The organism is Methylobacterium sp. Leaf99, from assembly GCF_001422375.1.
GTDB lineage: Bacteria > Pseudomonadota > Alphaproteobacteria > Rhizobiales > Beijerinckiaceae > Methylobacterium.
The window spans coordinates 1,319,799-1,332,462 of sequence record NZ_LMMU01000001.1; the positions used below are offsets into that span (position 1 = coordinate 1,319,799).

Below are 12,664 nucleotides of genomic sequence, written 5' to 3' on the forward strand. Positions count from 1 at the left end.
GCGGTCCCTCGTTCAAACAGATGCGATCGGGCCTGCCCGAGAGGTACGCACCTGCGACGACGCGTCCGGCCCGCCGGCCCGACCGGCCTTGCGGGCACGGTGCACACCGCCCTACTCACCCGTTCGATTCCCACCGGGACAGCACCAGACCATGACGACACCCGGCCTGACAGCGACGCGCGACGTCCCCCCGGCGGCACCCCGGCGCGCGGCATGAGCGGGGCGGCACCGGGCCACGGCTTCACCCTGAAGGCGCGCCTCGGCCTCACCCTCATCGCCGGGGGCGCGGTCGCCAACATCTACTACAACCAGCCCCTGCTGGCCCTGCTGGTGGCGGAGTTCGGCGACCGCGCGGCCGTCCTCGTGCCGACGGCGTCGCTCGTCGGCTACGGCCTCGGCATCCTCTGCCTTGTCCCCATCGGCGACAGCCTGCCCCGGCGCGGCCTCATCCTGGCGCAGATGCTCGGCCTCGCCGTGGCCCTCCTGGCGGCGGCGCTCAGCCCGAGCCTCGGATCGCTCGCGGCGGCGAGCCTCGCCATCGGCTTCCTCGCCTCGGCCGCGCAGCAGGCGGTGCCGTTCGCCGCCGAACTCGCCCCCGACGCCACCCGGGGCCGCATGGTCGGTCAGGTGATGACCGGGCTGCTCAGCGGCATCCTGCTGGCGCGGACGGCGAGCGGCTTCGTCGGCGCCCAGTACGGCTGGCGCGCGGTGTTCCTCGCCGCCAGCGCCGTGGCGCTGATCATCGCGGGCGTCGCCGCCGCGACCCTGCCGCGCACGGCCCAGACCCGGCCCCTGCGCTACCGCGCCCTGATGGTGTCGATCCTCCACCTCGTGCGGACACAGCCGGCCCTGCGCCGCGCCAGCCTGTGCCAGGGGCTGCTGTTCGCGAGCTTCAACGCGTTCTGGACGACGCTGGCCCTCCTGGTGGAAGCGCCGCCCTTCGACCTCACGGCGGCGGGGGCCGGCCTGTTCGGCGTCATCGGCGTGGTCGGTGCCTTCATCGCCCCGGGGTCGGGCCGCTACACCGACCGGCGCGGCGCCCGGCCCGTGGTGGTGGCGGGCGCCCTGTTCGTGGTGGCGGCCTTCATGGTCCTGTGGGCCGGCGGCGCCGTCTCCCTCGTGGCCGTCGGTCTCGGCGTGCTCCTCATCGACATCGGCCTCAACGGCGCGCTCATCGCCAACCAGACCCGGGTCTACGCCCTGGTCCCGGGCGCGCGCGGACGGGTCAACACGGTGTTGTTCACGGTGATGTTCGTGTTCGGGGCGATCGGGGCGTTCGCCGGCAGCCAGGCCTTCCTCATGGCCGGCTGGCCCGGCGTCTGCGCCGTCGGCCTCGTCCTGTCGGGCGCCGGCCTCCTCGTGGCGCTCCTCGAGCGCGGGACGCCGAAGGCTACCTGAGCACCCGCGACAGCCGACACCATTCGGTCTTGTCCGCCGGCAGGCCGAAGCGCAGGCGCCGGGGCGCCGCTTCGAAGCGCCGGACGTAGATGCCGGCCTCGCCCAGGCGCGCGAACAGGCCCGGCCCGTCCGAAAAGTCGGCGGTGCGGAACAGGCAGGTGCCGCCGACCACCCGGCCGCCGGACCGGGCGATCATCCGGTCGAGGCGGCCCGCATCGGCGCTCCGCGCGGCGGCGGCGGTCCGGCGCCAGTCGGGATCGGACAGCGCCGCGCGGCCGATGGCGAGCGCGGGCCCGGACACCGCCCAGGGGCCCAGCGCCTCGGCGATGCGCGCGGCGAAGGCGGGCTCGGCCAGGGCGAAGCCGAGGCGGAGCCCGGCGAGCCCGTAGGTTTTGCCAAAGGAGCGCAGGACCACGAGGCCCGGCCGCAGGTGGGGCCCGAGGGTCTCGACCGCTTCGAGGTCGGCGAAGGCCTCGTCCACCACGAGGAGGCCGCCGCGCGCGGCCAGCCCTTCGGCGCAGGCGAGGAGCGCGGCGGCGTCCCAGGTCCGCCCGTCGGGGTTGTTGGGATTGACCACCACCATCACGTCGGCGTCCGCACCGAGGTCCGTCACCGCGGCAACGGCATGGCCGGCCCGGCCCCACGCGGCGGCGTGCTCGGCGTAGGTCGGCCCGACCACGGCGACGCGGGCGGGGGGCCACAGGCGCGGCAGGGTCTCGATGAGGATCTGGGTGCCGGGCGCCGCCACGATGCCGGCCGGATCGGCGACGCCGTAGGCCCGCGCCGCCGCCGCGTTCAGCGCCGCGAGGTCGGCCGGGGACGGCAGGCGCCGGAACGCGCTGGCCTCCAGGGGCGGACACGGGTAGGGCACCGGATTGATCCCCGTCGAGAGATCGACCCACGGCGCGGGCGCCTCCGGAAACAGGGCGCGCGCCGCATCGAGATCGCCGCCATGCGCGATGGGGAGAGACCCGCTCACCGAACCCGAATGCCCTGGACCGCCCTCACCCATCCGCCCGATACGCTCGTCGTCCTGCTGCTCGCGCTGACCGTCGAGGCGGCCGCCGGCTATCCCGACCGGCTCTACAGGGCCCTCGGCCACCCTGTCACCTGGATCGGCGCCGTCATCGGCCGGCTCGACGGGCGCCTGAACCGCGGCGGCCCGGCCCGTCGCCGCGCCATGGGCGTGCTGGCGACCCTCACGCTGCTCGCCGTGGTCGCCGCCGTCGCCTTCGGGCTGACGGCGGGCGCATCCCTGCTCGGCCCGTGGGGCGGCCCCATTATCCTCGCCCTCCTCTGCGCCAGCCTGCCGGCCCAGCGCAGCCTGCACGACCACGTCGCCCGCGTGGCGGCGGACCTGCGGAGCGGTGGCTTGGCGGGCGGGCGCGTCGCCGTGTCGATGATCGTCGGGCGCGACCCCGACAGCCTCGACGAGGCCGGCATCTGCCGCGCCGCCATCGAGAGTCTCGCCGAGAACTTTTCCGACGGGATCGTGGCGCCGGCGTTCTGGATCGGCGTCGGCGGCCTGCCGGGCGGCGCCCTCTACAAGGCGATCAACACCGCCGACAGCATGATCGGCCACCGCACCCCGCGCCACGAAGCCTATGGCTGGGCCGCCGCCCGCCTCGACGACCTCGTCAACCTGCCCGCCTCGCGGCTGGCCGGCGGCCTCATCGTCGCGGCGGCCCTGTTCCACCGGGGTGCTTCGCCGGGCGCGGCCTGGCGCACCCTCCTGCGCGACGCCGGCCGCCACCGCTCGCCCAATGCCGGCTGGCCCGAGGCCGCCATGGCCGGGGCCCTCGGCCTGCGCCTCGCCGGTCCGCGCGTCTACGGCGCGACCCGGGTCGAGGATGCCTGGATGGGCGATGGGAGGGCCGAGGCGGGGCCCGGCGACGTGGAGCGGGCGCTCGCCCTCTACCGCACCGCCTGCCGCCTGCTGTTCGGCCTCGCCGCCCTGACATTCGCCCTCCTCACGGTCGCGCTGCTATGAGCGCGACCATGCCGCCCGTCCCCCGGAGCTCCGCCATGATCCGCCGTTCCCTCCTCGCCGCCGCCTCGGGACTGGCCCTGCTGTCTCAGGTCCGCGCGCAGGTGCTGCATCCCGTGGACAGATCCTACACCGTCGGCGCGGGGCTGGCGGGCGAGATCACGAAGAAGCAGACCAAGCCGGCCGAGGACATCTCCGGCATCGCCTGCGCACCGGCCGGGGCCGGGCCGCGCACCTGCATGGTGGTGGACGACGAGGCGGCGGGCGCCCAGTTCGTCACCCTGGACGGCACGACGCTGAATCCGGGCGCCGTCATCGACATCGCCGGCCGCAAGCCGCCCGCCGCCGCCCTCGGGTCCCCCCCGGCCACGGGCGACTGCACCCTCGGCCAGGGCGCGTACCGGGAGATGGACGGCGAGGCCGTGGCCTATGAAGCACCCGATTTCTACGTCACCGGCTCCCATGGCTGCAGCCGGCGGGGACGCGAGTTCAAGCTCTCCACCGCCCTCCTGGCCCGCCTGCGCCCGGACGCCGCCGGCACGGGGGCGCGCGTCGAGACCACCTACCGCCTCGGCGACGCCCTCCGGACCGCCGACACGGTGGGCCCGTATTTCCTGAAGGATCTGGAACCGCGCGAGGGCGGCAAGCCGCTCTCCGGCCTCAACGTCGAGGGCCTCGCGGTGGTCGGCGACACCCTCTATGCCGGCCTCCGCGCGCCGGTCCTCGACGGCCGGGCCTTCCTCGTCTCGGTGCCCGTCGCCGCCCTGTTCGCCCCCGGCGACGGGCCCCTCGGCGCCAAGCCCACGACGATCCCCCTCGCCCTCGGAAGCGATGCCGGCATCCGCGACCTCACGGCCCTGCCCGACGGGCGGCTCCTCGTGCTGTCCGGCCCGACCCGCAACGGGCTGGCCGTGCCCTACACCCTGTTCCTCGCCGAACTGCCCTCCGGCAAGGTCACGCCGCTCGGCACCCTCGCGCCGCTGGACGGTGACGAGGCCAGGGGCAAGCCCGAGGGCATCGTGCGCCTCGGCCCCGGCCGGGTGCTGGTGGTGTTCGACAGCGTTCTCGACGGGGGCCCGCGCGAGTACGCGGTGGCGATCCCGTAGGCTGTAACTTCAGCGCGCTTCCACGGACGGACCGGGCACCGGCTCCGCGCGAAGGCCCGATTGCGCGCTCCGCCGCGCGGCGTCGCGGCGGAGCGCCGAGAGCACCACGAACATCAGGCTCGCCCCGAGTGCGAGGCAGGCCGCCAGAAAATACATCGGGGCGAGGTCGCTGCCGGTGCGGTCGCGGATGAGCGGCACGGCGTTCTGCGCGATGAAGCCGCCGAGGTTGCCGACCGAATTGATGGCCGCGATCCCGGCGGCGGCGCTCGCGCCCTTGAGGAAGGTCGCCGGCAGGGACCAGAACACCGGCTGGGCCGAGAACACCCCGGCCGCCGCCACGCACAGGCAGGCGAACTTCAGCGCCGCCCCCGGCAGCACGACGCTGAGCACGAGGGCGGCCGCCGCCACGAGCCCCGGCACCACCACGTGCCAGACCTGATCGCCGGAGCGGGCCGCGCGGCGCGGCACCCACCACAGGGCGAAGGCGGTCACCACCCACGGGATGATGTTGATGAGACCGTTGAGGGTGTTCGAGACGTCGAAGCTGCGCACCACCGTCGGCAGCCAGTAGCTCAACCCGTAGGCGGCGAGCGGAAACGCGATGTAGACCGACGCCAGCATCCAGACCCGCCGGTCGAGGAGGGCGGCGAACGGATTGCCGTGCTCCACCTGCCCCCCGGCCTCGCGCTCGAAGGCGAGGGTGCGGGCGAGCCAGTCGCGCCCTTCGCGGGAGAGCCAGGGCGCCCGCTCCGGCCCGTCCGGCAGGATGCGCAGGACCACGACGGCCAGCGCCAGGGCGGGCAAGCCGGTGGCGACGAACACCCATTGCCAGCCCTTCAGGCTGAGCAGGCCGTCGAGGTCGAGGAGGGCGCCGCCGATGGCCGCGCCCACGGCGTTGGCCACCGCGCTCGCGATCATGAACCAGCCGATCATCCGGGCGCGGTGGGATTGCGGGAACCACAGGGTCAGGGCGAACAGGACGCCCGGAAAGAAGCCGGCCTCCGCCACCCCGAGGAGGAAGCGCAGGGCGTAGAACATCGCCGTGTTCTGGGTGAAGCCGAGCCCGATCGTGATGAGCCCCCAGGTCAGCATGATCCGGGCGAACCAGCGCCGCGCGCCGACCCGCTCCAGGATCACGTTCGACGGCACCTCGAACAGGAAGTAGCCGAGGAAGAACAGCGACGCCCCGAGGCCGTAGGCGGTCTCGCTCAGGCCGAGGTCGCCGACCATCTGCAGCTTGGCGTAGGAAATGTTCTGCCGGTCGATATAGGCGATGAGGTACATCAGCCCGAGCAGGGGCATCAGCCGGAGGGTGACCGTGCGGACCGTGTCGTGCGCCAGGCGCGCATCGACCTGCGGGGGCGGCGTCGTCATCGGGCGGATTCTCCCGTGCCCGTTCTGGCCGGGCTTCGATCCCGAGCCTACGACGGGTGAGCGCTACAACGCCAGGGTGAACAGGCGGTCGCAATCCACGTGGGCTTCGAGGTGGTCGGCGAGCGCATCGAGCACCGTCTCGATCCCGGCCTCGTAGGCCCCGCCGCCGGCCGCGGCGCCGAGGCGCGCGAGCCAGGCGGCGCGCTGGGCATCGTCGGCGAACAGGCCGTGGACGTAGGTGCCGGCGACCCGCCCGTCGGCCGAGACCGCGCCATCGCGTCGGCCGTCGGCGAAGCCGAGGAGCGGGCGCGCGGCGTCGGGGCCATGGGTGTCGCCGACATGCATCTCGTAGCCGGAGAACGGCACGCCGTCGGGGAGCGAGGTGCCGGTGACGGCCTCCAGGCGCTTGACCGGATTCATGACCGTCGCGACGTCGAGGAGTCCGAGGCCCGGCACGGTGCGGGGCGCGCCCTCGATCCCGTGCGGGTCGGCGAGGGACCGACCGAGCATCTGGTAGCCGCCGCAGAGGCCGAGCACCCGGCCGCCCCGGCGGACGTGCGCCAGAAGATCGGTATCCCAGCCCTGGGCCCGGAAAAAATCGAGGTCCGTGATGGTGGTCTTCGAACCCGGCAGGAGCACGAGGTCGCAGACCGGGATCGGCTCGCCCGGACGCACCAGCACCACGGACACGTTCGGCTCGCCCCGGAGCGGATCGAGGTCGTCGAAGTTGGCGATGCGCGGCAGGACGGGCACGGCCACGACCTTGCGACCGGCGGCGCTCCCCTCGGACCCGACGAGGCCCAGAACATCCTCGGCCGGCAGGCGGGCGGCCTGCGGGAAATGCGGGATCAGGCCGAGGCTCGGCCAGCCCGTGTGGCGGGCGATGAGGTCCATCCCGTCGGAGAACAGGCTCGGGTCGCCGCGAAACCGGTTGACGAGGAAGCCCCGGATCATCGCCGCGTCGGCCGGATCGATCACCGCCTTCGTTCCGACGAGGCTGGCGATGACCCCGCCCCGGTCGATGTCGCCGAGCAGGATCACCGGCGTGTTCGAAGCGCGGGCAAAGCCCATGTTGGCGATGTCGCCGGCCCGCAGGTTCACCTCGGAGGCCGAGCCCGCACCCTCGACGACGACGAGGTCGGCCTCGGCCTTCAACTGCGAAAAGCTCTCCAGCACGGCGGCGAGGAGGCGCGGCTTCCAGCCCTGGTAGTCGCGGGCCGTGGCCTGGCCGACCATGCGGCCCTGAACCACGATCTGGCTGCCGGTCTCGCTCTGGGGTTTCAACAGCACCGGATTCATGTGGACGGACGGCGCCACCCCGGCCGCCCGCGCCTGGAGCGCCTGCGCCCGGCCGATCTCGCCGCCATCGGCGGTGACGGCGGCGTTGTTCGACATGTTCTGCGGCTTGAACGGGCGCACGGCGAGCCCGCGCCGGACGAAGGCCCGGCACAGGCCGGCGACGACGAGGGACTTGCCGACATCCGAGCCCGTGCCCTGGATCATGATGGCGCGGGTCATCGGAGGGTCCTGCGACTGGGGGCGGGCTTCGTCGGATCGGGGACGTGATCAGATCAGCGCCGGATAGACTGGGTCGCCTTCTGCTGCTGATCGAGGACGCTGGCAATCAACGCGTCGCATTCCGGCTTCGGGCCCCGGCACAGAGCCCTCAGCTGGACGACGACCTTGCCATCCTCCTGGACGACCTTGCGGCAGATGTAGGCGGGAAACCGGCCGCCGCTCGGCTTGGCGAACGTCCACAGGATCATGTTGGCCGGATCGTCGACGGCGACGAAACTTGCGTTGTCCAGACTTACGCGGCCGCCGGCCTTCGCCTGGATGTCCCGCACCATCTGCTCGATAGACACGACCTCGTGGCCGCACAGGGCTTCCGCGCTTGCAGGCGCGGGCATTGCCAAGGGACCCACGAGAAGGGAACCCGCGAGAAGCGGCATGAGAACCGTCCTGAGGCGCATCGCTTCAACTCCGAATTGCATCGGACTGATTACGCAACGTCCCCGGCGCGGGATCAAGCGGAAAGCACCGACGCCGGCGGCTTGTGCCTAGAACTCGATCCCCTCCTGCGCCTTCACCCCCGCCGCGAAGTGGTGCTTCACCGAGACCATCTCGGTGACGAGGTCGGCGGCCTCGATGAGGGCGGGTTTGGCGTTGCGGCCGGTGACGATGACGTGGAGGTCGGGCCGACGGGCCCGGAACGCCGCCACCACGGCGTCGAGGGGCAGGTAGTCGTAGCGCAGGGCGATGTTGAGCTCGTCCAGCACAACGAGGCGGATGGTCGGGTCGGCCATGAGGTCTAGCGCCTTGGCCCAGGCGTGCTCGGCGGCGGCGATGTCGCGGGCCTTGTCCTGGGTCTCCCAGGTGAAGCCTTCGCCGAGGGTGTGCCAGTCGATCCGGTCGCCGAAGGCTTTCAGCGCGTGCTTCTCGCCCGTGTCCCAAGCGCCCTTGATGAACTGCACCACGCCGACGCGCCAGCCGTGGCCCAGCGCCCGCAGCATCAGGCCCAGGGCCGCCGTGGTCTTGCCCTTGCCGGGGCCGGTGTTAACGATGAGGAGGCCTTTCTCGATGGTCTTTTCCGCCACCTCGGCATCCTGCACGGCTTTGCGCTTCTCCATCTTTTCGCGATGGCGGTCGGCTTCGGTCATGGGGTCGCTCCGAGCGAGGGATTCGGGAGTTGAGGTTTCACGAGCATCGGCAGGCCCGCCACCATGAACACGACGCGGTCGGCCTGCGCCGCGAGGCGCTGGTGCAGGCGGCCCGCCGCATCGCGGAACCGGCGGGCGAGGGCGTTGTCGGGCACGATGCCGAGGCCGACCTCGTTGCCGACCAGCACCACCGGCCCCGGCGCCCCGGCGCAGGCGGCGAGCAGTTGCCCAGTCGCGGCCTCGACATCGGCCTCCGCCAGGATGAGGTTGGTGAGCCAGAGGGTGAGGCAATCGACCAGCACCGGCCCGCGCGCGGCCGCCACGGCCTCGGGCAGATCCATCGGCACGTCCCGGGTGATCCAGTCGGCGGACCGCCGGTTGCGATGAAGCGCGATGCGGCCGCGCATCTCGTCGTCCCAGGCCTGGGCGGTGGCGAGGTAGAGCCACGGCGCCGGGCAGGCCTCGATCAGGCCCTCGGCATGGACGCTCTTGCCCGAGCGCGCGCCGCCGAGAACCAGGGTGGTGTGGGGAGGGGGCTGGGGCATGGCGCATCCTTTAGCCCGAAACGTCATCGTGTGGTCAAAGGCGCGCGAAACGGCGGGGCGGCGCGTTGTCAGGGATCGTGCGACCGCGTAGAAGCTGGGATCGGACGGTGCCCCGGCGACGGGGTGAAAAGGGAATGCGGTGAGGGGCGAGCGCCTTGAAACCGCGGCTGCCCCCGCAACTGTGAGCGGCGACGGGCCTGCCATCGGCCACTGGAGCGATCCGGGAAGGCGGCAGGAACCGGACGACCCGCGAGCCAGGAGACCTGCCGTCCGGCACCGGGGACTTCCGTCCTCACCTTCGACCACGGCCGCCGGCGGGGCGGCCAGGAGATCAACCGATGACCACCAACACCCTCGTTCTCACCGGCACCCGCACCAACGAGCGCCTCGGCGCCGTGATGGTCGCCGCGTTCCTCGGCCTCGGCCTCGTGTTCATGGCGGGCTTCGCCCCGGCGATGGCGCTGCACAACGCGGCACACGATTTCCGCCACACCCAGAATTTCCCCTGCCACTGAGCGTTTAGCGCCAGGGTAGACCCCCCATGATCATCCGGCTCGTGTCGGCGGCCCTGGTCGCCGGCTTCCTCGCGGCTGTGGTCGCGACGGGCCTGCAGCTCGCGCTCACCTCGCCGCTCATCATCGCGGCCGAGCGCTACGAGACGCAGGCTTCTGCCTCCGCTCCTACTTTCGCGTCCCTCGTCGTGCGTGTTCACGGCGGGCACGACCACGGCGCGAAGGACCCGGCCGTCTCCGGCGGCGAAACCGCGCCCGAGTGGCAGCCGGGTCCCGGCCTGCCCCGCATGGCGTTCACGGCCCTCGCCACCCTGGTCGGCGGCGTCGGCTACGCCCTGCTGCTCGGCGCGGTCCTCCTCGCCGTCGGCCGCGAGCCGACCCCCGAGACCGGCCTGCGCTTCGCCGTAGCCGGCTTCCTCGCGGTCGCCCTCGCACCCGCCCTCGGCCTGCCGCCGGAACTGCCGGGCATGGAGGCGGCGCCGCTGGCCGACCGTCAGTTCTGGTGGGTGATGACCGCCACCGCCACGGCCATGGGGCTCTACCTCATCGCAGTCCGGCGCACGCCGATCTCCATCGCCGGCGGCCTCGTCCTCCTCGTGGCGCCGCACCTCGCCGGGGCGCCGGAGACGAGCCACGCCGCCTCGGCCCTGCCGGCGGGCTACGCGGCGCAGTTCGCCGCCCGCTCCCTCGGCATCGCCTTCGTGTTCTGGGCGGTGATCGGGCTGGCCTATGGCTGGGCCTGGAGCCTGTTCGGCCGGAAGGCGGCGTCCCATGGCTGAGGACGTCACCCTCTACGTCTGCACCGCCTGCCGCGCGGCCGGCGACCCGGCCGAGCCCCGCGCCGGCGCCCGACTGCTGAGTGCGCTCCGCGACGCGGTGGGCGCGCACGGCCGGCCCGGCCTGCGCATCGAGGGCGTCGAGTGCCTGTCCGTGTGTAAGCGGCCCTGCACCGTCGCCGTCGCCTCGGAAGGACGTTGGACCTACGTCTACGGCGACCTCGACGCCACCGAATCGGCCCGCACCATCCTGGAGGGCGTCGGCCTCTACGGCGAGACGCCCGACGGCATCGTGCCGTGGAAGGCGCGGCCCCCCGAATTCCGCAAGGGCGTCGTCGCCCGCATCCCGCCGCTCGCGGCGCACCCCATTCCGGACGCCGCCGAATGAGCCTCGTCGAAAAAATCCCCTGCACCATCGTCACCGGCTTCCTCGGGGCCGGCAAGACGACGCTCGTGCGCCACCTCGTGGAGAACGCGAACGGCCGGCGGCTCGCCATCATCGTCAACGAGTTCGGCGATCTCGGCTTCGACGGCTCGTTCCTCGCCGCCTGCGGCATCGAGGGCTGCCGGGATGAGGACATCGTCGAGCTCGCCAACGGCTGCATCTGCTGCACCGTCGCCGACGATTTCGTGCCGGCCTTGAACAAGCTCCTCGACCGGGCCGACCCGCCGACCCACATCCTCATCGAGACCTCGGGCCTCGCCCTGCCGAAACCCCTGGTCCAGGCGTTCCAGTGGCCGGCGATCCGCTCGCGGGTGACCGTCGACGGCGTCATCGCGGTCATCGACGGCCCGGCCGTGGCGGCGGGGTTCTTCGCCGACGATCCGGCGGCCTCCGCCGCCCAGCGCGCCGAGGACACGAACGTCGATCACGACAACCCCCTCGAAGAGGTGTTCGAGGACCAGCTCCTCTGCGCCGACCTCGTGGTGATGAACAAGGCCGACCTCCTCGACGCCGCCGGCCGCGAAAAAGTCCGCGCCGAGGTCCAGGCTCACCTGCCCCGCGCCGTGAAGATGGTGGAGGCCGAGCACGGCCGCCTCGACCCGCGCGTCATCCTCGGCCTCGGCGCCGCGGCCGAGGACGACCTCGACGCCCGCCCCTCCCACCACGGCGAGGGCGAGGACCACGACCACGACGATTTCGACTCCGTGGCTCTGCCGGTCCCCGCCACCGCCACCGCCGAGGATCTGGCGATCCGCGTGGCCCGGGCCGCCGAGACCGCCGGCGTCCTGCGGATCAAGGGCTTCGCCGAAGTCACCGGCAAGCCCATGCGCCTCGTGGTCCAGGGCGTCGGCACCCGCATCGCGCACCATTACGACCGGCCCTGGAAGGGTACGGAAGCCCGCGACGGCCGCCTCGTGGTCATCGGCCTCAAGGGCTTCGATCAGGGCGCGGTCGCCGCCGCCCTGGCGGGATGAGCGGCATGGCGGGACGGCGCAGCCTCGTCGCGGCGGCCCTGGGGCTCGCCGCCCTCCTCGGGGGCTGCTCCGACGCGCGTCCGCCCGCCCCCGAAGTCGCCAGCCCGCTGCCGTCGATGCAGGCCAACCGGAGCGCCGCCGCCAAGCTCGCCTTCACGCACGATCTCACCCTCGGCCTGCCGCCCGACAGGGTGGCGCCGCACTTCGCGGCGGCGCGCAACCGTTGCCTGTCCGATACGGGCCTCGGCTGCGTCCTGGTCTCGTCCTCCCTCGAGGACGGCGCGCGCCCCTCGGGCCGCCCGCAGGCGCAGATCCAGGTCCGCCTGCCGCACGAATCCGTCGCCCCCTACGTGGCGTTCCTCACCGCTCCCCTGCCGGGCGAGGCGGCGGGCGATGTCGTCCTGCGCCGTCAGGCGACGCGGGCCGACGACCTGACCACCCCCCTGGAAGACGGAGACCGCCGGCTCGCGCAGCTCACCGCCTATCGCGCCCGCCTCGACGAGCTGGCGGCGAAATCGGACACGCGGGTGGAAGACCTCATCCGCATCGCCGGCGAACTGTCCAAGGTCCAGTCCCAGGTCGAAGAGGGCGAGGCCCGGCAGCGCGGCCTGCAGCGGCGCGTCGACACCGAGATCGTGTCCGTCTTCTTCCATTCGGACGGGGCCCGGTCGGGCGCCTTCGCCCCCGTGGAGGACGCCTGGAGCCAGGCCGGCCAGACCTTCGGCGCCAGCGCGGGCGACGCCCTGCGCTTCGCCGTCGCCAGCCTGCCCTGGCTCCCCGTGGCGGCCATCGGGCTCCTCCTCGTCCGCGTCCTGTGGCGCCTGCGCCGGCGCCGGCGGGCCCGCATCGGCCGGCCCCTCACGGAGGCGCAGCCGTGAGGCCGCGCG

14 protein-coding genes and 1 riboswitch are annotated in these 12,664 nt (G+C 73.2%); of the genes, 8 read left to right on the plus strand and 6 right to left on the minus strand.

Going from position 1 to position 12,664, the window contains the following annotated elements:
* Nucleotides 1-213: 213 nt before the first annotated feature.
* Nucleotides 214-1,398 (plus strand): MFS transporter, encoded by a 1,185-nt coding sequence (locus tag ASF28_RS06005; protein WP_056088954.1) that lies wholly within the window; start codon nt 214-216, stop codon nt 1,396-1,398.
* Here ASF28_RS06005 and cobD read toward each other — a convergent pair.
* Complete coding sequence (gene cobD / locus ASF28_RS06010) at nt 1,391-2,410, minus strand: threonine-phosphate decarboxylase CobD (RefSeq protein WP_056088958.1); 1,020 nt, start codon at nt 2,408-2,410, stop codon at nt 1,391-1,393. The genes ASF28_RS06005 and cobD overlap by 8 nt on opposite strands.
* Here cobD and cbiB point away from each other — a divergent pair.
* Both cbiB and ASF28_RS06020 read left to right on the plus strand, forming a co-directional pair.
* Nucleotides 2,387-3,388 carry an adenosylcobinamide-phosphate synthase CbiB gene (cbiB, locus tag ASF28_RS06015; protein ID WP_056091289.1) on the plus strand — a complete coding sequence of 334 codons (1,002 nt, stop codon included), beginning with the start codon at nt 2,387-2,389 and terminating at the stop codon, nt 3,386-3,388. The genes cobD and cbiB overlap by 24 nt on opposite strands.
* A 35-nt stretch (nt 3,389-3,423) precedes the next feature.
* Nucleotides 3,424-4,491 carry a DUF3616 domain-containing protein gene (locus tag ASF28_RS06020; RefSeq protein WP_082476021.1) on the plus strand — a complete coding sequence of 356 codons (1,068 nt, stop codon included), beginning with the start codon at nt 3,424-3,426 and terminating at the stop codon, nt 4,489-4,491.
* A gap of 9 nt (nt 4,492-4,500) precedes the next feature.
* On the opposite strand, the gene ASF28_RS06025 is transcribed toward ASF28_RS06020, so the two are convergent.
* The 5 genes from ASF28_RS06025 to cobU form a co-directional block, all read right to left on the minus strand.
* On the minus strand, nt 4,501-5,865 hold the full coding sequence (locus ASF28_RS06025; protein WP_056088960.1) for an MFS transporter: 1,365 nt from the start codon (nt 5,863-5,865) through the stop codon (nt 4,501-4,503).
* Nucleotides 5,866-5,928: 63 nt separating this feature from the next.
* Complete coding sequence (locus tag ASF28_RS06030) at nt 5,929-7,383, minus strand: cobyric acid synthase (protein WP_200912647.1); 1,455 nt, start codon at nt 7,381-7,383, stop codon at nt 5,929-5,931.
* Nucleotides 7,384-7,436: 53 nt separating this feature from the next.
* Nucleotides 7,437-7,817, minus strand: coding sequence for a hypothetical protein (locus ASF28_RS06035; RefSeq protein ID WP_157085381.1), 381 nt, complete (start codon nt 7,815-7,817; stop codon nt 7,437-7,439).
* 108 nt (nt 7,818-7,925) lie between these two features.
* On the minus strand, nt 7,926-8,525 hold the full coding sequence (cobO, locus tag ASF28_RS06040) for a cob(I)yrinic acid a,c-diamide adenosyltransferase (RefSeq protein ID WP_056088965.1): 600 nt from the start codon (nt 8,523-8,525) through the stop codon (nt 7,926-7,928).
* The gene (gene cobU / locus ASF28_RS06045; RefSeq protein WP_056088968.1) at nt 8,522-9,070 is read right to left on the minus strand and encodes a bifunctional adenosylcobinamide kinase/adenosylcobinamide-phosphate guanylyltransferase; all 549 of its coding nucleotides are present in this window, start codon (nt 9,068-9,070) and stop codon (nt 8,522-8,524) included. Before cobU ends, cobO begins: the two co-directional genes overlap by 4 nt.
* An 88-nt stretch (nt 9,071-9,158) precedes the next feature.
* A riboswitch (cobalamin riboswitch) is annotated at nt 9,159-9,355 on the plus strand.
* A gap of 53 nt (nt 9,356-9,408) precedes the next feature.
* Between cobU and ASF28_RS06050 the strand changes: the two genes are divergently transcribed.
* The 5 genes from ASF28_RS06050 to ASF28_RS06070 are packed head-to-tail and all read left to right on the plus strand — an operon-like array spanning nt 9,409 to nt 12,655.
* The gene (locus ASF28_RS06050) at nt 9,409-9,585 is read left to right on the plus strand and encodes a CbtB domain-containing protein (protein WP_056088970.1); all 177 of its coding nucleotides are present in this window, start codon (nt 9,409-9,411) and stop codon (nt 9,583-9,585) included.
* A gap of 26 nt (nt 9,586-9,611) precedes the next feature.
* Nucleotides 9,612-10,361 carry a CbtA family protein gene (locus ASF28_RS06055; RefSeq protein WP_056088973.1) on the plus strand — a complete coding sequence of 250 codons (750 nt, stop codon included), beginning with the start codon at nt 9,612-9,614 and terminating at the stop codon, nt 10,359-10,361.
* Complete coding sequence (locus ASF28_RS06060) at nt 10,354-10,746, plus strand: DUF1636 family protein (RefSeq protein ID WP_056088976.1); 393 nt, start codon at nt 10,354-10,356, stop codon at nt 10,744-10,746. The genes ASF28_RS06055 and ASF28_RS06060 overlap by 8 nt, the downstream gene beginning before the upstream one ends.
* Entirely contained in the window at nt 10,743-11,777 is a 1,035-nt protein-coding gene (gene cobW, locus ASF28_RS06065) for a cobalamin biosynthesis protein CobW (protein WP_056088978.1), read from the plus strand. Before ASF28_RS06060 ends, cobW begins: the two co-directional genes overlap by 4 nt.
* 5 nt (nt 11,778-11,782) lie before the next feature.
* Nucleotides 11,783-12,655, plus strand: a complete 873-nt coding sequence (locus ASF28_RS06070; protein ID WP_244474905.1) for a DUF4349 domain-containing protein — start codon at nt 11,783-11,785, stop codon at nt 12,653-12,655.
* The last annotated feature ends 9 nt before the right edge of the window (nt 12,656-12,664 follow it).

Excerpts from the sequence above, each read along its gene's own strand:
- ASF28_RS06005 (WP_056088954.1), top strand. The coding sequence starts at position 214 with ATGAGCGGGGCGGCACCGGGCCACGGCTTCACCCTGAAGGCGCGCCTC.
- cbiB (WP_056091289.1), top strand. The coding sequence starts at position 2,387 with ATGCCCTGGACCGCCCTCACCCATCCGCCCGATACGCTCGTCGTCCTG.
- cobD (WP_056088958.1), bottom strand. The coding sequence starts at position 2,410 with ATGGGTGAGGGCGGTCCAGGGCATTCGGGTTCGGTGAGCGGGTCTCTC.
- ASF28_RS06020 (WP_082476021.1), top strand. The coding sequence starts at position 3,424 with ATGATCCGCCGTTCCCTCCTCGCCGCCGCCTCGGGACTGGCCCTGCTG.
- ASF28_RS06025 (WP_056088960.1), bottom strand. The coding sequence starts at position 5,865 with ATGACGACGCCGCCCCCGCAGGTCGATGCGCGCCTGGCGCACGACACG.
- ASF28_RS06030 (WP_200912647.1), bottom strand. The coding sequence starts at position 7,383 with ATGACCCGCGCCATCATGATCCAGGGCACGGGCTCGGATGTCGGCAAG.
- ASF28_RS06035 (WP_157085381.1), bottom strand. The coding sequence starts at position 7,817 with ATGCCGCTTCTCGCGGGTTCCCTTCTCGTGGGTCCCTTGGCAATGCCC.
- cobO (WP_056088965.1), bottom strand. The coding sequence starts at position 8,525 with ATGACCGAAGCCGACCGCCATCGCGAAAAGATGGAGAAGCGCAAAGCC.
- cobU (WP_056088968.1), bottom strand. The coding sequence starts at position 9,070 with ATGCCCCAGCCCCCTCCCCACACCACCCTGGTTCTCGGCGGCGCGCGC.
- ASF28_RS06050 (WP_056088970.1), top strand. The coding sequence starts at position 9,409 with ATGACCACCAACACCCTCGTTCTCACCGGCACCCGCACCAACGAGCGC.
- ASF28_RS06055 (WP_056088973.1), top strand. The coding sequence starts at position 9,612 with ATGATCATCCGGCTCGTGTCGGCGGCCCTGGTCGCCGGCTTCCTCGCG.
- ASF28_RS06060 (WP_056088976.1), top strand. The coding sequence starts at position 10,354 with ATGGCTGAGGACGTCACCCTCTACGTCTGCACCGCCTGCCGCGCGGCC.
- cobW (WP_056088978.1), top strand. The coding sequence starts at position 10,743 with ATGAGCCTCGTCGAAAAAATCCCCTGCACCATCGTCACCGGCTTCCTC.
- ASF28_RS06070 (WP_244474905.1), top strand. The coding sequence starts at position 11,783 with ATGGCGGGACGGCGCAGCCTCGTCGCGGCGGCCCTGGGGCTCGCCGCC.